The organism is Pseudidiomarina sp. PP-1MA (genome assembly GCF_041200125.1).
GTDB classification, from domain to species: Bacteria; Pseudomonadota; Gammaproteobacteria; order Enterobacterales; family Alteromonadaceae; genus Pseudidiomarina; species Pseudidiomarina fusca.
In genome coordinates this window covers 778,077-797,867 of the sequence record NZ_CP165718.1, presented here as the reverse complement: position 1 = coordinate 797,867, position 19,791 = coordinate 778,077, and the positions used below count along the sequence as shown (strand labels likewise).

16 protein-coding genes are annotated in these 19,791 nt (G+C 51.0%); 1 reads left to right on the top strand and 15 read right to left on the bottom strand.

Annotation, left to right across the window (positions count from 1 at the left end; all coding sequences use genetic code 11):
• Window positions 1–3 precede the first annotated feature (3 nt).
• The 5 genes from AB8S08_RS03595 to topA form a co-directional block, all read right to left on the bottom strand.
• Window positions 4–498 carry a hypothetical protein gene (locus AB8S08_RS03595; RefSeq protein WP_369743668.1) on the bottom strand — a complete coding sequence of 165 codons (495 nt, stop codon included), beginning with the start codon at window positions 496–498 and terminating at the stop codon, window positions 4–6.
• On the bottom strand, window positions 479–1,717 hold the full coding sequence (locus AB8S08_RS03590) for a hypothetical protein (RefSeq protein ID WP_369743667.1): 1,239 nt from the start codon (window positions 1,715–1,717) through the stop codon (window positions 479–481). Before AB8S08_RS03590 ends, AB8S08_RS03595 begins: the two co-directional genes overlap by 20 nt.
• Complete coding sequence (locus tag AB8S08_RS03585; RefSeq protein ID WP_369743665.1) at window positions 1,717–3,360, bottom strand: hypothetical protein; 1,644 nt, start codon at window positions 3,358–3,360, stop codon at window positions 1,717–1,719. Before AB8S08_RS03585 ends, AB8S08_RS03590 begins: the two co-directional genes overlap by 1 nt.
• Entirely contained in the window at window positions 3,357–3,854 is a 498-nt protein-coding gene (locus tag AB8S08_RS03580) for a hypothetical protein (protein WP_369743664.1), read from the bottom strand. Before AB8S08_RS03580 ends, AB8S08_RS03585 begins: the two co-directional genes overlap by 4 nt.
• A 104-nt stretch (window positions 3,855–3,958) precedes the next feature.
• Window positions 3,959–6,595: a type I DNA topoisomerase gene (gene topA / locus AB8S08_RS03575; protein ID WP_369743662.1), complete on the bottom strand. Its 2,637-nt coding sequence runs from the start codon at window positions 6,593–6,595 to the stop codon at window positions 3,959–3,961.
• Window positions 6,596–6,830: 235 nt separating this feature from the next.
• Between topA and astB the strand changes: the two genes are divergently transcribed.
• Entirely contained in the window at window positions 6,831–8,168 is a 1,338-nt protein-coding gene (gene astB / locus AB8S08_RS03570) for an N-succinylarginine dihydrolase (protein WP_369743660.1), read from the top strand.
• 109 nt (window positions 8,169–8,277) lie between these two features.
• Here the strand turns inward: astB and purF are convergent, their stop codons facing one another.
• The 10 genes from purF to fabB form a co-directional block, all read right to left on the bottom strand.
• Entirely contained in the window at window positions 8,278–9,798 is a 1,521-nt protein-coding gene (purF, locus tag AB8S08_RS03565) for an amidophosphoribosyltransferase (protein ID WP_110074844.1), read from the bottom strand.
• A 50-nt stretch (window positions 9,799–9,848) separates the two neighbouring features.
• Complete coding sequence (locus AB8S08_RS03560) at window positions 9,849–10,331, bottom strand: CvpA family protein (RefSeq protein WP_110074845.1); 483 nt, start codon at window positions 10,329–10,331, stop codon at window positions 9,849–9,851.
• Window positions 10,332–10,419: 88 nt separating this feature from the next.
• Window positions 10,420–10,971, bottom strand: a complete 552-nt coding sequence (locus tag AB8S08_RS03555; protein ID WP_110074846.1) for an SPOR domain-containing protein — start codon at window positions 10,969–10,971, stop codon at window positions 10,420–10,422.
• Between the two features lie 3 nt (window positions 10,972–10,974).
• Window positions 10,975–12,270, bottom strand: coding sequence for a bifunctional tetrahydrofolate synthase/dihydrofolate synthase (gene folC / locus AB8S08_RS03550; protein ID WP_369743658.1), 1,296 nt, complete (start codon window positions 12,268–12,270; stop codon window positions 10,975–10,977).
• A gap of 4 nt (window positions 12,271–12,274) precedes the next feature.
• Entirely contained in the window at window positions 12,275–13,138 is an 864-nt protein-coding gene (gene accD / locus AB8S08_RS03545; protein ID WP_110074848.1) for an acetyl-CoA carboxylase, carboxyltransferase subunit beta, read from the bottom strand.
• A gap of 90 nt (window positions 13,139–13,228) precedes the next feature.
• On the bottom strand, window positions 13,229–14,059 hold the full coding sequence (gene truA / locus AB8S08_RS03540; RefSeq protein ID WP_369743656.1) for a tRNA pseudouridine(38-40) synthase TruA: 831 nt from the start codon (window positions 14,057–14,059) through the stop codon (window positions 13,229–13,231).
• Window positions 14,056–16,122 carry a hypothetical protein gene (locus tag AB8S08_RS03535; RefSeq protein ID WP_369743655.1) on the bottom strand — a complete coding sequence of 689 codons (2,067 nt, stop codon included), beginning with the start codon at window positions 16,120–16,122 and terminating at the stop codon, window positions 14,056–14,058. The genes truA and AB8S08_RS03535 overlap by 4 nt, the downstream gene beginning before the upstream one ends.
• Before the next feature lie 59 nt (window positions 16,123–16,181).
• Window positions 16,182–17,198, bottom strand: coding sequence for an aspartate-semialdehyde dehydrogenase (locus tag AB8S08_RS03530; RefSeq protein WP_369743653.1), 1,017 nt, complete (start codon window positions 17,196–17,198; stop codon window positions 16,182–16,184).
• A 27-nt stretch (window positions 17,199–17,225) separates the two neighbouring features.
• A complete protein-coding gene (locus tag AB8S08_RS03525) occupies window positions 17,226–18,452 on the bottom strand; it encodes a 4-phosphoerythronate dehydrogenase (RefSeq protein ID WP_369743651.1) in 1,227 nt (408 codons plus the stop codon).
• 122 nt (window positions 18,453–18,574) lie between these two features.
• The gene (gene fabB, locus AB8S08_RS03520; protein WP_313932464.1) at window positions 18,575–19,786 is read right to left on the bottom strand and encodes a beta-ketoacyl-ACP synthase I; all 1,212 of its coding nucleotides are present in this window, start codon (window positions 19,784–19,786) and stop codon (window positions 18,575–18,577) included.
• Window positions 19,787–19,791: the final 5 nt, after the last annotated feature.

The window sequence follows — 19,791 nt, the reverse complement described above, 5'->3', positions numbered from 1 at the left end:
GGCTCACCACCCCTGCGGTAGTGGGATATCGCGATAGTGGCCGTAACGTTTTAAGCGCACCTGCTGCTCATGCACCTCAACTTGTAGATCATGGGCACCTCGCTCACCTGGGGTTAACAGCAACCACTGACCACGCTCTTGCAATACCACCTTGACGCCATCCACAGCTTCAATAAAGCCCACCAAAATGATGCTGCTCAGTTGTTCAGTAACCCGATTACCCGGGTTGGCTGCGGGCTTTTGTAAGGCGGCAATGGCGTGTTTGGCTTTCTCGATTTGCAACTGGGTTTGCAATCGTTTGGCTTCAGTTTCGGCCACCCGTTGCTCTAACTCGCTGTAACGCAACTGTTCAATCAGGCCTGGAGCCGGATCAAAGGCTTCAGTGGGTTCAGCGGGTTCAGCAACTTCAGCGGCATCAACGGAGCTGGTGGCCGTTGTCGATGGTGGTGCTGTTAGCAATTGTTGCGCCAGCAATAAACTAATCGTAATCCCTACCATGTGCTTGCCCTCCATGAGCGTATGCGCGCAACTCCAATTGCAGTTGCCATAATAATCCGTCGGCCTTGGCCGAGGCTGCTACCAACCTCAGCTCACTGGGTAGTTGCCGCCACGCCTTAGCACCGGCACTGCTCCACAATAAGGGGTCAAACCCTAACACTTGCACCTGTACCTGCTGCCACTGATACCAGCCATCGGTTTGTACCGCTGCCACTTTAAATTGCGCCTGCGGAAACCATTGCTGTAGTTCACTTAAACTGCTTTCCAGATAAGCCAACGATGGCGCCAACTTGGCCAAGCTTGGTTCTTGCTGCCAGGCGCTGGGGACGTTGGCGGTCAGTAACAGCCCCGGTTGGGCACTGCCAGCAACAGCACCTAATTGATAAAACCAAATCGGCTGTAACTGTTGTCGCAAGTCTGCCATCGAGGCATACCCCTGCTGTACATGCAGTTGCTGCTGTTGCTCACTAAACTGCCATTGCTGTACTTTCCAGCCAGCCACATAACTCCAACGCAATAATTGCTGGGGCAAGGCTGCCATACTAGCCAGTTGCACCCCCGCCATCGGCGGCCGCTGTTGCGCTTGCGGATGGCTATCCAAGCCAGCTTCGGACGGCGTTGTCGGCCATAACAGCCAACCCAACAACAGCGCTAAGCACAAGCTTATGGTAGTGCTAAGCACCACTACTTTGCGCCGTAGCCAAGGTGGCGGTTTGCGGATGTTTAACAGCTGCTGGCCTTTACTTGGCGCTTGATTAAACAGCTCATCGCACACCTGCGGGCTTACCGGCCAGGGTGCTGTTAACCAGCGTTGTTGCGCCATCTCACCGGCTAACATCAATTGACACTGCATGCCGTCAGTAGCTAACCAGGTAGCGGTAAGTTCAAACAGAAAGCTATTCGGGTTGGCTTCTAAATCAATTGCCAAAGCGCACAGTAAGGTTTGTTCGCGCCAAGCTATCACCCAAACCTGCTCACCCACCACCTGCAGCACCACCCAACTGGGGTCTTGCGTGCTAGTTAACTGCTGATGCACATGAGCTACGGCATCGCCTACGTTAGCCTCGCCGGTACAACTTAACCAATAGCACTGCCCCACTTGATACAACCCATAATGACTAAAGCCCTGCTGCCTCGCCTCACCTAACCATTGCAAAATGCGCGCTTGCTCAGTTGATTGTCGACGCCATAGCTCAAGCCGCCAGCCACTCACCAACATTAGTAACCTCGCTGCACAATATTCGGTGTTAACAGCACAATGGTTTCGCTACGGCGATGCTGGCTACTATTGGCGCCACCTAACATTAGGCTCAACCAACTCTGTTGCTGCTGAATGCTATTACGCTCATTTCGTAAACCACTCATCAACAGGGTTTTGCCATCTTCAATCATGGCTTTCATAAAGAACTTTTTGCGATTGGTATGAGGTGTTTGGATAATTTGCTCGCCCGAGCGAACTTCATCAATCCGTTCTAAATCTGATAATTCGGTAGACAGCTGCAATATCACCTCGCCGGCACGAATGCTGGGCAACACGTATAACTCAAAGCCAGTAGTCACCAAACCTGGCTGCAACACTTGTGAGCTTCCAACGTTCGGTGTGCTGGTACTCCCAGACGCGGCCAAGTAACTGGCGTTATCTTCCAGCACAATTTTGGCGATTTGATTATTTAAGCTGATCAAGCGCGGATGATTACTGATGCGCACCACGCCCTGCTGCTCTAATGCTTCGATAAGTACCGACGACCCTGCCGCTTTGCCCTGTTGCTGCTGCCACATTAATTGAGTTCCGTTGCCACCGCCAAAGCTAGCGCTAGAAAGCCCTAAAATACCCTCGCCACCAGCGGTCTGAACCAAAGCTTGCCAATCTACAGAAAACTGCTCGGTATCATTAAAAGTCACTTCCAGAATTTGCACATCAATCGATACTTGCCGGGTTAGCCGCTCATTTTGCTGTGCCAAGTAGTGCCGCACTTGCGCAACATGATGAGGATAATCTCGCACCAACACCGAACTTGAACTTTGATTGATGGATAAGCTGCCCTGTTCAGAGAGCAATAAGCTAAGTGCTTGCTCGAGATCGTTCCAAACGGATAATTGGCGGCTGCTAAAGTTCAAGTATTGCTGACTACCGCCACTGGCATTAAAGGCATTGTTGCTGTTGGTTCCAGCAGTTTGGTTACTGGTGCCGGTTTGCTCAGCATCTTTGTTACCAAGAAAGTAATTGGTATCGCCCGCCAAAAAGGCAACATCAAACTCTTCAACTTGAAACTCACTCCATAAAATTTGCCGTGGTTGCTGCTGTAAATGCCAGCCCGTATGCGCTGCAATCTGCTCCAGTAAGCCACCTAACGTGCCCTGATAATTAAGCTTGACCACCTGCTGACCTAGCTCCGGCCCCAAAAAGTGTGCACTAATCTGATGGGGAGCTAACACCTGCTGCATCACTGCTGCGGCAGTTAAGCCATTGGATCGCAAGGTGACGGGGGCACTATGCCACGCCGGTACCAACTGTTGTGGCGCACCTATTAAAGAGCCAGCCGAGGACGCGGCATAAGGCCCGGCATAGGGTCCAGCATAAGGCCCAGCAAGTCCGGGCGGTGGCTGAGGCGGTTGATTGCCAGCCGGCATCGGATAGCCATTGCCCGGATAAGCCACAGGTGCTTGCTGGTAAGGTGTTGGCAACTCACGAATCGGGTAGTAGGGATTACCGTATTGAACTGCGGTGCGCCCACCGTACTGCTGTCCATCCATGGCCGCCAAAGCTTGCAACGCCTGCTGCTTATGCTGTTGGTAGTTATCTTCTGGTAGTTGACACCCACTTAGTAGCACTGCGGTTAAACCTAACATCAGCCATTTCATCGTAGCACTCCTGTGCGGCCATAATATTGACGGGGTTGTGGTGCGGCCGGTTGCGGCCAGCGCGGGGGCGCTGCATTAGCGGCAGCAGCCGGCGTTTGATAGCTGACCAAGGCTCCTTGATTGGCAAAAATGGTAACCGCCAGTGCTGCTGAGCTCAGCAGTTGTTCAAGCAGTTGCGGATGATCAGGAGCATGAAGTTGAAAAGGGGCCGCCCAGCGATAATCGGCGGCAATTTGCCAGTCAATCCAGCGCACCGCAAAGTAATCCATCAAGTATTGCTCGAGTTGCGGCCGTACTAGGCCCGCGGCAAACACCATGGATACCCCAGTAGGAGCTGGATAATAGGGATGATTAACTGCATTGGGTGGTGCCACCGTAAACGCGTAGCTAGGGCAGCTACTGGCGTTTACTGACGCCGGCCACAAACAGCTCAGAATGATGCTGAATGCAGCGGCGACCAGTTGGACTCTCGCCCGATATGGTACATAGACCATGGAACCTCCTTGTCGGCAACGTATCACCTCCGTTTGTGATACCCCCTCAATGTAGCTGAGGGGCTTGCTGCCAACAAGTGGTAAATATATGATTTACCTAGGGTTTATTTCTTACGCTTTTTCGCTTCTTGTACGCTCCACGTGCCGTCACGATAAAAGGCTTGCCAGCCAGTCGGCTTGCCATCCGCTTCGGTAATCACATACTGCTCTTTGTTCTTACGGCTGTAGCGGACAATCGCCTCGTTACCCTCATCGTCTTTTGCTGGGGCTTCAGTAAGATAATGAAACTTACTCGGAATACGATCTTTAAAACGTTGTAATTCCGCTACTTTCACCGCCCGCGTCTCACGTGAACGAGGGAAGGTATTGGCCGATAGAAATACTCCAGAAGCACCGTCACGCAACACATAGTAAGCGCTTGAGTCTTCACATGGCAACTCAGGGAATGGCACCGGATCTTCTTTCGGTGGTGCTGGTTGACCATTCTTCAGTAATTTACGAGTATTTTTACACTCACTGTTGGTGCAATCAAAATACTTACCAAATCGGCCGGTTTTGAGCTGCATTTCACTGCCACAGCGGTCACATTCTAACACCGGACCATCGTAGCCTTTGATTTTGAATTCACCCTGCTCAACTACCACCCCATTACAGGCCGGGTTGTTACCGCACACGTGCAGCTTGCGTGATTTATCAATCAAGTAGCTATCCATGGCAGTACCACACTTAGGACAACGCTTTTTCGCTCGTAAGGCGAGCGATTCGGCTTCGTCATCGTCGCCTTTGACACTGACTGCTTCTTCACCTGGTAACAAGTTTAAGGTTTGCGTACAGCGTTCCGCTGGAGGTAAGTCATAGCCTGAGCAGCCCAAGAACACTCCGGTACTCGCCGTACGAATACCCATCTTGCGGCCACAGCTTGGACAGTCGATATCCGTTAGCACCATCTGATTGGTGCGCATGCCGCCCTCGTCTGGATCTAATTCGGCTTGCTCTAACTTGGCTTTAAATTCTTTGTAGAAATTATCGAGCGTCTCGGTCCAGTTGCGCTTGCCTTCAGCGATATCATCTAACGCCTGCTCCATTTCAGCGGTGAAATTGTAGTTGAGTAGCCGCGAGAAGTTTTCCACCAACCGGTCATTCACGATTTCGCCCATTTTCTCAGCGTAAAACCGTCGGTTCTCAACCCGTACGTAGCCGCGATCTTGAATGGTCGAAATAATTGAAGCGTAGGTAGATGGACGACCTATACCGCGTTTTTCTAGTTCTTTCACCAAGGATGCTTCGCTAAAACGCGCCGGTGGTTTGGTGAAATGTTGTTGTGGATCTAGCTGTTGCAATGCTAACACTTCGCCCTTTTTAACATCAGGTAACGACGCATCATCATTCGCTTTACTCGCTGCCGGTGGCTGCACTTTGGTCCAGCCCGCAAATCTCATCACTCGGCCTCGAGCTTTCAATTCATAATCACCAGCTGCCACCGTAATGGTAGTCGCATCGTATTGCGCCGGAGTCATTTGACAGGCAACAAATTGCCGCCAAATAAGTTCATACAAGCGCTGAGCGTCGCGCTCCATATCACGTAACTGCTCTGATTTAACCGTGACGCTTGATGGACGAATAGCTTCATGCGCCTCTTGCGCATTCTGTTTGGAGCCGTACATATTAGGTTTAGCCGGCAAGTAGTCGCCACCAAACTGTTTCTCGATATAGCTACGACAGCTCGCTACCGCTTCGCTACTTAGATTGGTTGAGTCGGTACGCATGTAGGTGATGTGACCGGCTTCATACAAGCGTTGCGCCAACATCATGGTTTTCTTCACGCCAAAGCCCAACCGAGTGCTGGCGGCTTGCTGCAGCGTAGAGGTGATAAAAGGTGCCGAGGGACGACTGCTGGTCGGCTTATCTTCACGCTCCACCACTTTATATTGCGCACCTTGCAGCGCATCAACTGCCGCCATGGCTGCGGCTTTATCACCGACTTTGAAGGCCTTGCCTAGGTGTTTCTGCACCTGCATCCGCAGCTCAGCTTGGGCAGCTGTATTCAAATCAGCGTAAATATCCCAATATTCTTCAGGAATAAAAGCTTTGATTTCGCGCTCACGTTCCACAACCAAGCGCACTGCTACCGATTGCACCCGTCCGGCCGATAAGCCGCGAGCAATCTTTTTCCACAGTAAGGGTGACACCATAAAACCTACTACGCGGTCTAAAAAGCGACGGGTTTGTTGGGCGTGCACGCGATCTTCGTTGACCTCGGCGGGCTTCGAAAACGCTTCTTGAATGGCTTTTTTGGTGATTTCATTAAACACCACCCGCTGAAACCGCTGTTTATCGCCACCGATTAACTCACGTAGGTGCCAAGCAATGGCTTCTCCCTCGCGGTCCAAATCCGTTGCGAGATAGATTGCATCGGCTTTGCTGGCAAGCTTCTGTAACTCAGCAACTACTTTTTCTTTGCCGGGTAAGATTTCATAGTGTGCTTGCCAGCCGTGTTCAGGGTCAATCCCCATACGCGCCACCAACTTGGCGAACTCACGCTGCTGGCGATAAGCTTCTTTTGCTTCAGGCGACATTTTGCGAACTTCTGCAGCCGGCTTAGTTTTTACCGTGGCTACCGATCGAGTGGGTAAGTCACGCACGTGGCCCACACTCGATTTCACGATGAAATCATTCCCTAAATATTTATTAATTGTCTTGGCCTTCGCGGGGGACTCGACAATAACTAGCGCTTTTGCCATGCGACTCTCTATGTATTGGTGATTTACCGGGTTCTTTTTTTAGATATATCCGTTTCGCATTCACTTCACAACCACCGAATGCAAATTAAATAAACAATCATTTTTTAAGTATAAACATGCAAACAGCCCGAAACGCCAGATAATTCAAGGGCTACAGCACTTACACCTAAGCTATTTAGTGGGTATAATACTCCGCAAATGAACACTTGCAACCGCAATGGAGGTTTCGTTAAGCATGAAACACGTTGAAGTAAACTTCGATGGCCTCGTCGGCCCCACTCATAATTACGCTGGGTTATCTTTTGGTAACGTGGCGTCGTTGAGCAATGCTAAAGCAACCTCTAGCCCCAAATCAGCGGCTAAACAAGGCTTAGCCAAAATGAAAGCGCTGCACGATATGGGTATGGTGCAAGGTGTCTTGGCGCCGCAAGAACGCCCTGATATTGCTACCTTACGGCGTTTAGGTTTTAGTGGTTCAGATGGCGAAGTGTTAAGCCGTGCCGCCAGCCAAGCCCCGCAGATTTTCCAAGCGGTGTGCTCGGCTTCAAGCATGTGGACCGCCAACGCCGCTACCGTGTCGCCGGGTGCTGATACGGCCGATGGCAAGGTACACTTTACGCCGGCTAATTTAACCAATAAATTTCACCGCAGCTTAGAGCCTCAAACCAGCGGTCGTATTTTACAGGCGATGTTTAACAATGGTCGCTACTTTGAGCACCACACTCACTTGCCTGATAACGAGCATTTTGGTGACGAAGGCGCCGCTAACCATACGCGTTTGTGCAGTAACTACGGTCATGCTGGGGTGGAGATTTTCACCTTTGGCCGGTACGCCTTTGATAGCAGCAAGCCAGCGCCACAAAAGTATCCGGCGCGGCAAACCTTTGAGGCGTCGCAAGCTATCGCACGCTTGCATGGATTAAGCGACGATAATACGGTCTTTATTCAGCAAAACCCAGCCGTCATCGACCAGGGCGTGTTCCATAATGACGTGATTGCAGTGGGTAACCAAAACGTGCTCTTCTATCACCAGCAAGCGTTTTTGGATACAGAGCAGAAGTTCGCCGAAATTCAGCGCAAATTTGGCGACGAACCTGTCCATTTCATTGAAGTTAGCAGCAATGAAGTATCCGTTGAAGATGCCGTACAAACCTATTTATTCAACACCCAGCTGTTAACCATGCAAGACGGTCATATGGCTATTATTGCTCCAACTGAGTGTCAAGAGAACCCGCGGGTTGCTGCTTATTTGGCAGAATTAGTCACCCGCAATACCCCGATTCGCCAAGTGCATTATTTTGATGTTAAACAAAGCATGCGCAACGGCGGTGGCCCTGCTTGCCTGCGTTTACGAGTTGCTTTAAATGATACTGAACTGGCGGCGGTAAACCCTGCGGTACTGATGAACGATGAGTTATTTGCCCGTCTGAACCAATGGGTCGATAAACATTATCGCGATGAGCTGAGTGTGGCTGACTTAAGTGATCCACAGTTACTCACCGAGTCTCGGACAGCGTTAGATGAGCTCACCCAAATCTTAAAACTTGGCTCGGTGTACCCGTTCCAGTTGTAAGGGCTATTTGGTTAAGTAGCATCTGTTTAAACACAAGCTGTTTAAGCAGCAGCCATAAAAAAAGCCATGATAAAACATCATGGCTTTTTTTTCGAACTGTTATCAGCACCTACTCGTCATCAAGCTCATTATGTAGCTCTAAATTAGCATCTTCAGCACTATTATCGCCACCACGAGCAATATCGTTACGGGCTGCATCAAGACGATCTAAGTAGCTTTGGTTGATATCGCCAGTGATGTATTTGCCGTTAAAGACCGAGGTCTCAAATTGCTCAATGGCAGGATTCTCTTCTTGAACTGCCGCAATTAAATCGTCCAGTTCTTGATAAATCAAACCATCAGCTTTGATTAAATCGTTGATCTCCGCAGCTTCACGACCATGGCCAATCAGTTCATTGGCGCTTGGCATATCAATCCCATACACGTTCGGGAAGCGGATCTCTGGGGCGGCCGAGGCAAAATAAACTTTCTTCGCGCCAGCTTCACGGGCCATCTCAATGATCTGCTCAGATGTGGTACCACGGACAATTGAATCATCTACCAACAGCACGTTTTTCCCACGAAACTCAGCGCTAATCGCATTCAACTTGCGGCGCACTGATTTACGTCGTTGGGTTTGCCCTGGCATGATAAAAGTACGGCCAATGTAGCGGTTTTTAACAAAGCCTTGGCGATACGGCAGGTCCAAAATATTAGCCATCTCTAGCGCAATATCACAACTGGTTTCAGGGATCGGGATCACCACATCGATGTCTAAGTGAGCATAGTCTCGTTTCACTTTTTCACCTAGCTTGCGGCCCATGTTAACGCGTGAGGCATACACCGACACTTTATCAATAAAAGAATCAGGACGCGCAAAGTACACGTATTCAAAGATACAAGGGCAATGCTGTGGGTTATCCGCACATTGGCGTGAGGTCAACTGGCCATCTTCGCTGATATAAACAGCTTCACCCGGCTCGATATCACGCACATAAGTAAAGCCGGTACCGTCTACGGCAACACTCTCAGAAGCAACGATATATTCAGGGCCCTTAGCGGTATCACGCTTACCTAATACCAGCGGTCGAATGCCCCATGGGTCACGAAACGCGACCATGCCGTGGCCAATAATCATGGCTACCACAGCATAAGCGCCACGAATCTGTCGATGCACTCGGCTTACCGCGGCAAACACATCTTCTGCGGTCAGTTGTAGGCTTTCTTGTTGGTACAGTTCGTGGGCAAAAATATTGAGAAGAATTTCAGAATCAGAGGTGGTGTTAATATGGCGGCGAGCTTTCTCAAACAACTGCTGTTGTAATTCTTGCGCGTTGGTGAGGTTGCCATTATGCGCCATGGCAATACCAAACGGCGAGTTCACATAAAAAGGTTGAGCCTCGGCCGAGCTGGAGCTACCTGCGGTTGGATAACGCACATGACCAATCCCGATCCGCCCCGTTAACCGGTGCATATGGCGCGTGTGAAACACATCTCGCACTAAACCATTCGCCTTGCGCAAACGCAAGGTGTTGTTATCTACCGTCATGATGCCGGCAGCATCTTGACCGCGATGCTGTAGCATCGTTAAACCATCGTACAAGGCCTGATTAACTGGGTCTTTACCAACAATACCAACTATGCCACACATGCTATAACAACCTCATTGATTGCGCCTATTTACTGCGCTCATTTATTGAGTTAGGGGAGAAAACTTGAGGTTTTCTCTAGGTATTCAAAAAACCATTCAATCACAATGCCAAAGTGAGGAATCAACGAAGACTCAACCCACCATTGGGCTTGGGCGAAACCGGTAAAGGAATCTAAAAAGAACAATAACGCCGCTACCACTAACACCCCACGCAGCGCCCCAAAAACGGCGCCGAGCAAACGGTCAGTGCCACTTAAACCTGTGCCTACTACTAAGCGCCCCAGCAGATTGTTTAGAATCGCTCCAACAATCAGCGTAGCCACAAATAAAGCAGCCACAGCGGCACCATTGCGCAGCATCTCATCTTCAATACCAGTGAAATAAACTGCTAAATCTAAATAGAAAAATCTGGCGATGAAAAATGCGGCAATCCAGATTGCCAGCGACATCGCTTCTTTAATAAAACCACGACTAAGACTAATTAGCGTAGACAGCCCAATGATGGCTAAAATGGTGATATCAAACCAATTCATAACTGCATTCCTTAGCTATTTTTGGCGCGCGAATTATACCAGATTTGATTCGATTTTGCGCCATTATTGTTGTTATTAAACGGTAGCATTAGGGTTGGTAACGCACCACTTTACCGTTGAGTGAGGTGATTTGTTTGAGTTTTGGTAGATCTTGTTCGAGTTCACTTTTCACTAATTTAGGGCCTACCATAAGCTTATGGAGAGGCCCTTGGCTGCCGGCTACTTGCTCGCGATAAGCAGCGTAACCAGCGGCTTGCAGTTCAGCCACCAATTGGTCAACGGACTGCTGATTGCGAAACGCTCCTAGTTGGATAACCCAACCGGACTCTTTTAATGCGGCGGCGCTGGGTGGTTGAGCCGCTGCCGGAGTGCTGCTCGCCGGTGCTGATTGGTTGAGCGTCGGTGCCGTGTCGGCGGTTAACTCAACGGTCGCTACATCATCCAACGAGGGTGGTAATTGCTCCGTTGGGATCTCCGCTACCGGGGTGCTGGTGACTGCTACTTCGGGTTGCAACGGAATCGTCTCAAATTGCTCTTGTTGCTGTGGCGGCTTGCCATCCAGCAATTCAGGTAAAATAATTACCGCAAGCGCAATCAGAATAACGCTCCCTACTAACCGGTTTTGCAATTGCGACGCCATCAGTTACTCCGTATCTGCTATTTTGCCCACAGTGTAAAACGACCCGCAAACCAATACCAGCGGTTGTTGTTGGTTGTTCCCCTCGGACGCGGGTGCAGCGGCAGCTAGAGCGGCGGCATAGGCACTTGCCACATCGGCAAAACAGCCAGCCACGTTAGCTGTGCTCGGCAGCTGTTGTTGCAGTTGCTCAGCTCGCGCACCACGTGGTTCGCTCAAATCGGCAAAGAACCACTGGGCAACCAGCGGCTGTAAGGTCGCTAGGGTGCCGGCGATATCCTTGTCTTGCAGCATCCCAACCACCGCTAACACGGGGCGCTCAGGATAACGCTGCCGCAGCACTTCCACTAAATAGGCCGCCGCATGAGGATTATGAGCCACATCGAGTAAGGTATCCGCAGGCCGCTGTGCCGTGGCTGCTAAAAACTGTAACCGACCCGGCTCACGCGCCTGCTCCAAGCCTTGCTTAATGGCGGTTAAAGTAACAGGTAGCGGCAACGCTGCTAAAGCAGCTACTGCCGTGGCTGCATTTGGTAAAGGCAATTGTGGTAACGGCAAATCAAGCAGTTGTATGTCACTGTTGCGGAACTGCCAGTGCTGCGCATCTTGTGGTTTGTAGAAGAACTCATAGCCGACTCGCTGCAGCTGAACTTGCTGGGTTTGAGCCTGTTCTACTACGGCCGCTGGCAAATCAGGTTCACCGCAAATAGCCGGACGATGGGGTCTAAAAATACCAGCTTTTTCTCGTGCGATACCAGTCCGATCGGCCCCCAAAAAGCCAACGTGATCGATCCCCACACTGGTCAGCAAAGCAACATCCGCGTCGATAATATTCACCGCATCTAAGCGGCCTCCTAAGCCTATTTCTAACACCCAAACATCGAGGTTACGTTGCTGCATTAGCCACAATGCCGCTAAGGTGCCAAATTCAAAATAGGTTAACGAAATATCGCCCCGAGCAGCTTCTACTGCCGCAAAAGCTGCCACATGCTCAGCATCGCTGAGTTGTTCGCCATTAATACGCACGCGCTCGTTATAGCGATGCAAATGCGGAGAAATATAGACGCCAGTTTGATAGCCATCCGCGCGTAAGATAGTTTCGAGGTAACGCACCGTCGAACCTTTACCGTTAGTACCAGCAACGGTCATCACTTTGGCGCTTGGCTGCAATAAATTGAGTTGCTCAGCAACCTGCTTCACTCGGTCTAAGCCCATGTCGATGGCTTGATGATGCAAGTGCTCTAAATAAGTCAGCCAGGCATGAAGCCCGGCTGATGTGGATGGAACAGAAAGCTGTGTCATAGGCTTAATATTCGTCGGCTACAGCCGGTAAGTTTTGGAACTTGGCCAACAAGGACGCAATGGTATTTCGCATCTGGCGCCGATCAACAATCATATCAACAGCCCCATGGTCGAGTAAGAACTCGGCGCGTTGGAAGCCTTCTGGCAGCGTCTCGCGTACCGTCTGCTCAATCACTCGTGGCCCCGCAAAACCAATCAGTGCCTTGGGCTCTGCAATGTTCACATCACCTAACATGGCCAAGCTAGCTGATACGCCACCCATGGTTGGATCTGTCAGTACCGAAATGTAAGGCAAACCAGCTTCACTCATGCGCGCTAACGCCGCTGATGTTTTTGCCATCTGCATCAAACTCAGTAAGGCTTCTTGCATACGGGCGCCACCTGATGCTGAAAAACACACCAATGGAATCCGTTCTTGCAAACACACCTTGGCAGCTTCAGCAAATCGCGCACCAACCACGGATGCCATAGAGCCGCCCATGAATTCAAACTCAAACGCAACAGCCACCACCGGCATACCTTTTAAGGTACCTTTTTGCGCAACTAAGGCATCTTTCTCACCCGTAGCTTTTTGCGCAGCGGCAATACGATCTTTGTATTTTTTTGAGTCTCGAAACTTCAACACATCTTTCGGTTCAAGCTCAGCACCAATCTCGGTAACTTTACCTTCATCCAAAAAGTGCTTAAGCCGCATCCGCGCCGATACCCGCATGTGGTGATCACACTTAGGGCAGACATTCAGGCTACGCTCTAAATCAGCGCTGTACAAAATAGCATCACAACTGCTGCATTTGGCCCAAACTCCCTCAGGAATTTCACGCTTTTTGCTGCTCTTTGGTTTTGCAAGAATTCGCTCAATCCAGCTCATAGTAATTCGCTTGTCTCAATAATTTAATGGCGCTATTAAAGCACATTCGTGCTTACTAGTTTAGCAAAAAGTGGTCTTAACTGTTAGCCGTCAGCCCCATACCACCGCACTTGGTAACCATAAGGGCCCAGGCTCTACCTGCGGTAAGTTAAAGTGGGCGGGGTAATCTACCTGCACCAAATACAATCCTTCGGCCTTCGCGGTAGCTGCAGCTTGGGTTCTGTCTTTTAGCGCTAACACCTGGGCTGGCCACCCGACCGCTTGGCTACCTTTGCCTACTTCCAGCAAGGTGCCAACGATGTTACGTACCATATGATGCAAAAACGCATTGGCGGCAATATCGACCACGACAAAGTCGCCTAAGCGTTGCACTTGAATGTGGGTCACACACCGATTTGGTGAATGAGATTGGCATTGCGCGGCACGAAACGAACTAAAATCATGCTCACCTAGCAGCCCTTGCGCGGCGTCATGCATACGAGCTGCATCTAACGGCTGGTGATAATGACTTAAGCCCTGGCCTAAGATCCCCGGCCGATAACGGCCATTGGCAATAATATAGCGGTAACGCCGTCCGGTCGCACTGAAGCGTGCGTTAAAATCAGCCGCGACCGGTTGCGCCCAACGCACGGCCACGGTCGCTGGTAAATTACTATTCACGCCCATGGTCCAGGCCGGCATAGCGCGCTCGTACTGGCAATCAAAGTGCACCACTTGTCCGGTCGCATGCACCCCTGCATCGGTACGTCCGGCACAGGTGACCTCAACTGGATGATTAGCCACCTTACTCAACGCTTGTTCAAGTACTTGCTGTACTGAGATAACTTCGCGTTGTCGTTGCCAGCCATAAAAAGCGCTGCCATCGTATTCAATCCCTAAGGCTATGCGGCTGGTTCCGCTACTACTACCTTGCTCGGTCATGCACCGTCCTGTTCATCTATCTGTTGCTGCAGCATAGCTATTTCACGCTGCAAATCTTCATCGTTACTGGCATCAATCGCTAATAACTCAGCCCGCGCAGCAGCAAAATCACCCATGTCTAAATAAGTTTGGGCTAAATCCAGGTGATTCAGTGCGGTGTCTTCACCCGTAGGCAAGCTGCCGGCTTCGCTCTCATAGAGGGTGTGTGAAAAATCATTGGCACCCTCGGCTTCCGCTTCTTCCAAGAGCTGCTCGATCGCTAAGTAGTCATCGTCTGAATCTTGTTGCGATAAATCGTATTCAGTTTGGCCTGCTGGCTCATCTTGCCAACTAGCTTCGCTGCTATCCTCGGCTTGTTCCAGCAAGGCAGCAAGATCCTCATCATCGCTTTCAACGAGCGAGGCCGGTTGGTATTCTTGTTGATACTGGTTTTCGTTATAGGTTTCATCGCCATAAGCTTTTCCGGCATAGGCGCTATCACCAAATTCTTGATCCACGTAGCTACCGTCATCGGGCTCCTGCTCCGCAGCATTTGCTGCCGGCCGGTCTGAATCCTCCAACTCAAATTCAATCAGGTTTTCCGCAGCAGTATCGGTTGGCTCAGCGTCACCACGAGTCTCTGCCGCAGCCGTAAGCACCGCATCTTGCTCAGCAAACAAAGCCTCTAGCTCCGCATCCAAATCGTCAGGCTCGGCATCGAGCTCGGTGTCTAGCTCGGCATCGAGCTCGGTTTCCAACTCGGCATCAGGCTCGGCAGCTGTTGATGAATCTTGCGCTGTGGTTGCTTGCGGAGTGAATTCTAGTTCCGCATCCAAGTCTTGTAACGACTGTTCTAAGCTAGTTTCTGCGGCGTCAGCGTCAGCTTCGGTCTCTTCTTCGGCCAGCTCAGCTGCACTCTCATCAGCACTCTCGGCCGCGCTCTCGGCTGCATCATCAGCTTGAACTGCATCTGCTCTTAAGGCGGTGACTCCGGCTGCTAACGCTGCTTGCTCGGCTTCTTCAAAGGCGCTGGGGACAGTTTCCAAGGTTGGCGCCACTTGCGAACTTGCGGCATCTGCAACAGTGCCCCCCGCCACAGCACTGGCCGCAGCAGCACTGTCGGCGGCCGCTGCCGATTGCTGCTCTCTGGCAGCAGCATCTAATGCACCTTTATACTGACTCGATTGCTGTTGTTGACGTTGTCGATAAAAACGATAGCCAAATAACAACACCAGTAGTAATGGTACCCCTACCACCAGTAACAGATGCAGTGGCTGCATTAACCAAGCCAATAAACTTGGTTTAGCTGGGGCTGGTGGCTGTTGTTGGATGGTCACAGCTTGGCTGGCCTGTTCTGATTGCTCCGCAGCTACTGATGCCGCCGCTTGCAACGCTGCTGCAGTTGCATCTGCAGGAGTTTCAGTGGTAGCACTTTCTTGTCGTTGAGCTGTCACTTCCGCACTGATTTGCTGTTGTAACTCAGCTTCTGCTTGTTGCTCTGCATTAACTTTTAAGCGCAACTCACCGAGCTCTTCAGTGACCGCTAACAAACGCTCCTGCAACTCAAGATTTTGTCGCTGCAGTTGTTCAATTAACTCTATCGACTGGGCCAGCTGATTGCGTAATCCAGCCAGTTCACTAGGGGCTAAACCACCTGCAGCAGCGGCTTGGCTTGTTTGGCTTGCTGCCGACTCAGCTGAGTTATCCCCCGCAGTCGGCTTTGGCTTAGCGACTGTAACCTCGGTCGTGGCAACCATGCCATCCGTGGGAATGGTTAGATAAAACCCATCCAACATATGGTCAGCAAGGCCATTCGGGAACACCCGCGGGTTAGCTTCAATGATGAGGTCCATCATCTCGTACACATTGAGATCGCGCTTGTCGCTGTAATACATAGCAATGGTCCACAGCGTATCACTCGATACAATAGGGCCAAAGCGCTCAGCTTGCCAACGAGAGGCGGTCTGCGCCTGTCCAGCAAGCGCAATAGAGCTTGGCACGATGCTCGCCTGCGCCGCGACGCCAGCGATTGCCAACGCTGCTACAACACTACTCAACAAGCTACGCTTGATGTTCCGTTTCATTGACTAGATCCCTCATTTACTCTTGTTATTATTATCGATAGCCATGCTACGAGGTTTGACTACAAATAATCGCGAATCAAATGTTCCGCAATTTGAATACTGTTGGTCGCCGCACCTTTACGTACGTTATCAGCTACCACCCACAAATTCAGCCCTTGCGGATGGGAAATGTCATTACGCACGCGGCCGACAAAGACGCTGTCATGACCTGCCGCATCACCTACTTGGGTTGGGAAATCTTCATTATTTTCCAATAAGATAACCCCGGGCGCAGCGCGCAACAACTGTTTTGCTTGCTCAGCATCTATCGGCTGCATGGTTTCTATATGTACAGCCTCGGCATGGCCAAAGAAAACGGGTACCCGCACTGCCGTGGCATTCACGCGCACGCTTTCATCACCAAAAATCTTTTGCGTCTCCCACACCATTTTCATTTCTTCTTTGGTGTAGTCGTTGTCTAAAAATACATCGATTTGTGGAATGCAGTTAAAAGCAATTTGACGGCTAAAGGTTTCAACCTCTACCGGCCGTCCGTTTAATAAGGCAGCCGTTTGCTGGGCTAACTCGTCCATAGCCTCTTTACCAGCACCGGATACCGACTGATAGGTCGCCACGTTGATACGCTCAATGCCTACCGCATCGTAAATAGGTTTCAAGGCCACTAACATCTGAATGGTTGAGCAATTGGGGTTCGCAATAATATTGCGATTACGAAAATCGGCCAACGCATGGGCATTTACTTCTGGCACCACCAGCGGAATATCTGCTTCGTAGCGAAATTCAGAGGTGTTATCAATCACCACGCAGCCAGCATCGGCAGCGCGTGGTGCGTACATGCGAGAAATCGCTCCACCGGCAGAGAAGAAGCCAATGTCAACTTGGCTCCAATCAAAGGTGTCGGCATCCTGTACGGTAATCTCTTCACCACGGAACTGCACCTGGGTACCCGCCGAACGACTACTGGCTAATGGAAACAGTTCAGCCACAGGAAAGCCACGTGCTTCTAGAATTTCAATCATCTGTTGGCCAACCAGTCCGGTTGCTCCTAATACCGCAACATTAAATGCACGTGACATAACCACTCCTAGCTTTGGTGGGCCGCCTTAGCAACCCTTATTGAATTGAAAAGTTAATTGTTTTAGGCGCTTACGCCATTCTTCTGTGGCCAGCCAAGAACCACCTTGCACCTGTCCAACACTTAATTCAGGACGATGTGCATAACCACGCCGCAGTTGGTCAAAAGCGGTCGGGGTAGCAGGCTGCTGTCGTAACGCTAAATCATCTTGGCGTATATCATAAATCGCCAAGACCCAGGATGCTAGTGTTCGCCAATCAGGGGCCTCATTTGCCTGCCATAGGTGCGGCTGCACACTTGTCGGCCAAGCTTGCAATAAATCAGTTAAGTCTGGCAATTCATGTACGGGCATGGCGGTGCCACTGGCTTGGGCTAACTCGGAACTTGGCAACCAAGACAGCAGTTGCTGCAGTAATTGCAAGGTGCCGGCCACTTTGCCAGCCATGCTATGCCCAGCAATATGCATGGTAGCTAAGCTCAGCCAGGGCAATAAATCCGTAGCTATCTGTGGCTCATGCTCCCACACATCGAGTACCACTCGCAATGGTTGTTGTCGGTTGGCTGCGGCCCGCAAAGCAGACTCTGCAACTACAGGCCCGCGACTTGCGTTAATTAGCACACAATTTGCAGGTAACTGAGCGATACTGGCGTCATCCAGCAAATGGTAGGTAGCGAATGGTCCGCTGCGCGTGAGTGGCACATGACAGCTGATCGCTGCACTGGCTAACACCTGCTGCCAGTTGGCGTGAATCGGCATGCCATCTCGTTGGCTTATCCCCTGTGCTACTAACGGTGGATCGTAACAATGCACCTGATAGCCCAAACCTTGCAGTCGGGCTCCAGCAGCTTGGCCCGTATGCCCACCACCAATGATGGCCACCGGCCCGGTTAAGGGTGCGTCCTGCGCCAAGGTTAACGCAGCTACGGCACTAGCGACGTAGTCACCCACGGCTTGGGCATTTACGCCTGGGGTACTGACAAACGCAATGCCCCGCGCCTCGCAAGCAGCCGCATCAACATGCTCAGTACCTATAGTTGCGGTACCGATCCAACACACATGCGGAGCTTGATCTAACAGTTCCTTGGTAACTTGGGTAATCGAGCGGATCAGCAGTACTTGGGCTCGCGCTAGTTGGGAAGCGTCGGGCTGGCGCCCACTAAAAGTTTCTAGCTGCAACGCCATCCCGGCTTGCTGACAGGTGCGTACTAGTTGGGCCAGAGCCGGCATACTGGCATCGGCGAGAAGATTGATCATAGATGGGCCACTTTTAGCTCACTAAAACAGACGAGCTAGCTTACAACAAAAAGGTGCGCCTTGGCGCACCTTTTTTGTAAACCATCAACTACCGTTAAGATAGCGGCTTGCAGTAAGCTAGGTTACTGATACTTACGCAAAACCAGCGTGGCATTGGTGCCACCAAATCCGAAGCTATTAGACATCGCCGTCGTAATGTTAGCTGGGGTTGGGCTGGTGACAATATTCATCCCAGCAGCACCTGGATCTAAGTTTTCCACGTTGATGGATGGCGCCACAAAACCATGTTGCATCATTAGTAACGAGTAAATGGCTTCGTGGACACCCGCCGCACCTAGGGCATGACCAGTCATCGCTTTAGTGGCACTGATCATTGGTGTGGTGTCACCGAACACTTCACGAATAGCTTCCAGCTCTTTGGTGTCGCCAACCGGGGTTGAGGTACCGTGTGTGTTCAGGTAATCAATCGGGGTATCAACCGTGGCTAATGCCATTTGCATACAACGCACGGCACCCTCGCCTGATGGAGCAACCATATCGTAGCCGTCTGAAGTGGCACCATAGCCAACAATTTCAGCATAAATATGAGCACCACGCGCCAACGCTGTTTCTAGTTCTTCAATCACCAGAATGCCGCCGCCACCGGCCGGCACAAAGCCATCACGATCTGCATCGTAGGTACGCGAAGCTTTGGTAGGCTGGTCATTGTACTTGGTGCTAAGTGCACCCATGGCATCAAACTCCATGCCTAAGGTCCAGTGTAATTCTTCGCCACCACCAGCAAACACACGGTCTTGCTTACCAAATTGAATCAGTTCTAAGGCATGACCAATACAATGCGCCGAAGTAGCACAGGCTGAACTGATGGAGTAGTTCACCCCTTTGATCTGAAATGGCGTTGCTAAACATGCCGACGTGGTAGAGGCCATGCAGCGTGGCACCATGTAGGGTCCCACTCGCTTCACGCCTTTTTCACGCATGATATCAGCAGCGGCAACCTGGTGCTCGCCAGAAGCGCCACCGGAGCCAACCACCAGACCTGTGCGTGGGTTTGACACTTGCTCGTCGGTTAAGCCGGCATCGGCTATCGCTTGCGCCATGGCCATGTAGGCATAGGCGGCAGAATCTCCCATAAAGCGTAATGCTTTGCGGTCAATATGATCAGCTGGGTTAGCCCGTACTGGCCCCCAAACCTGACAACGTAACCCCATATCGGCAAATTCTTGAGAAAATTCAATGCCCGAGCGTCCTTGTTGTAACGACTCCAACACTTCTTGTTTGTTCACGCCGATACTCGACACAATGCCAAGTCCGGTAATCACTGCTCTTCTCATTCTCA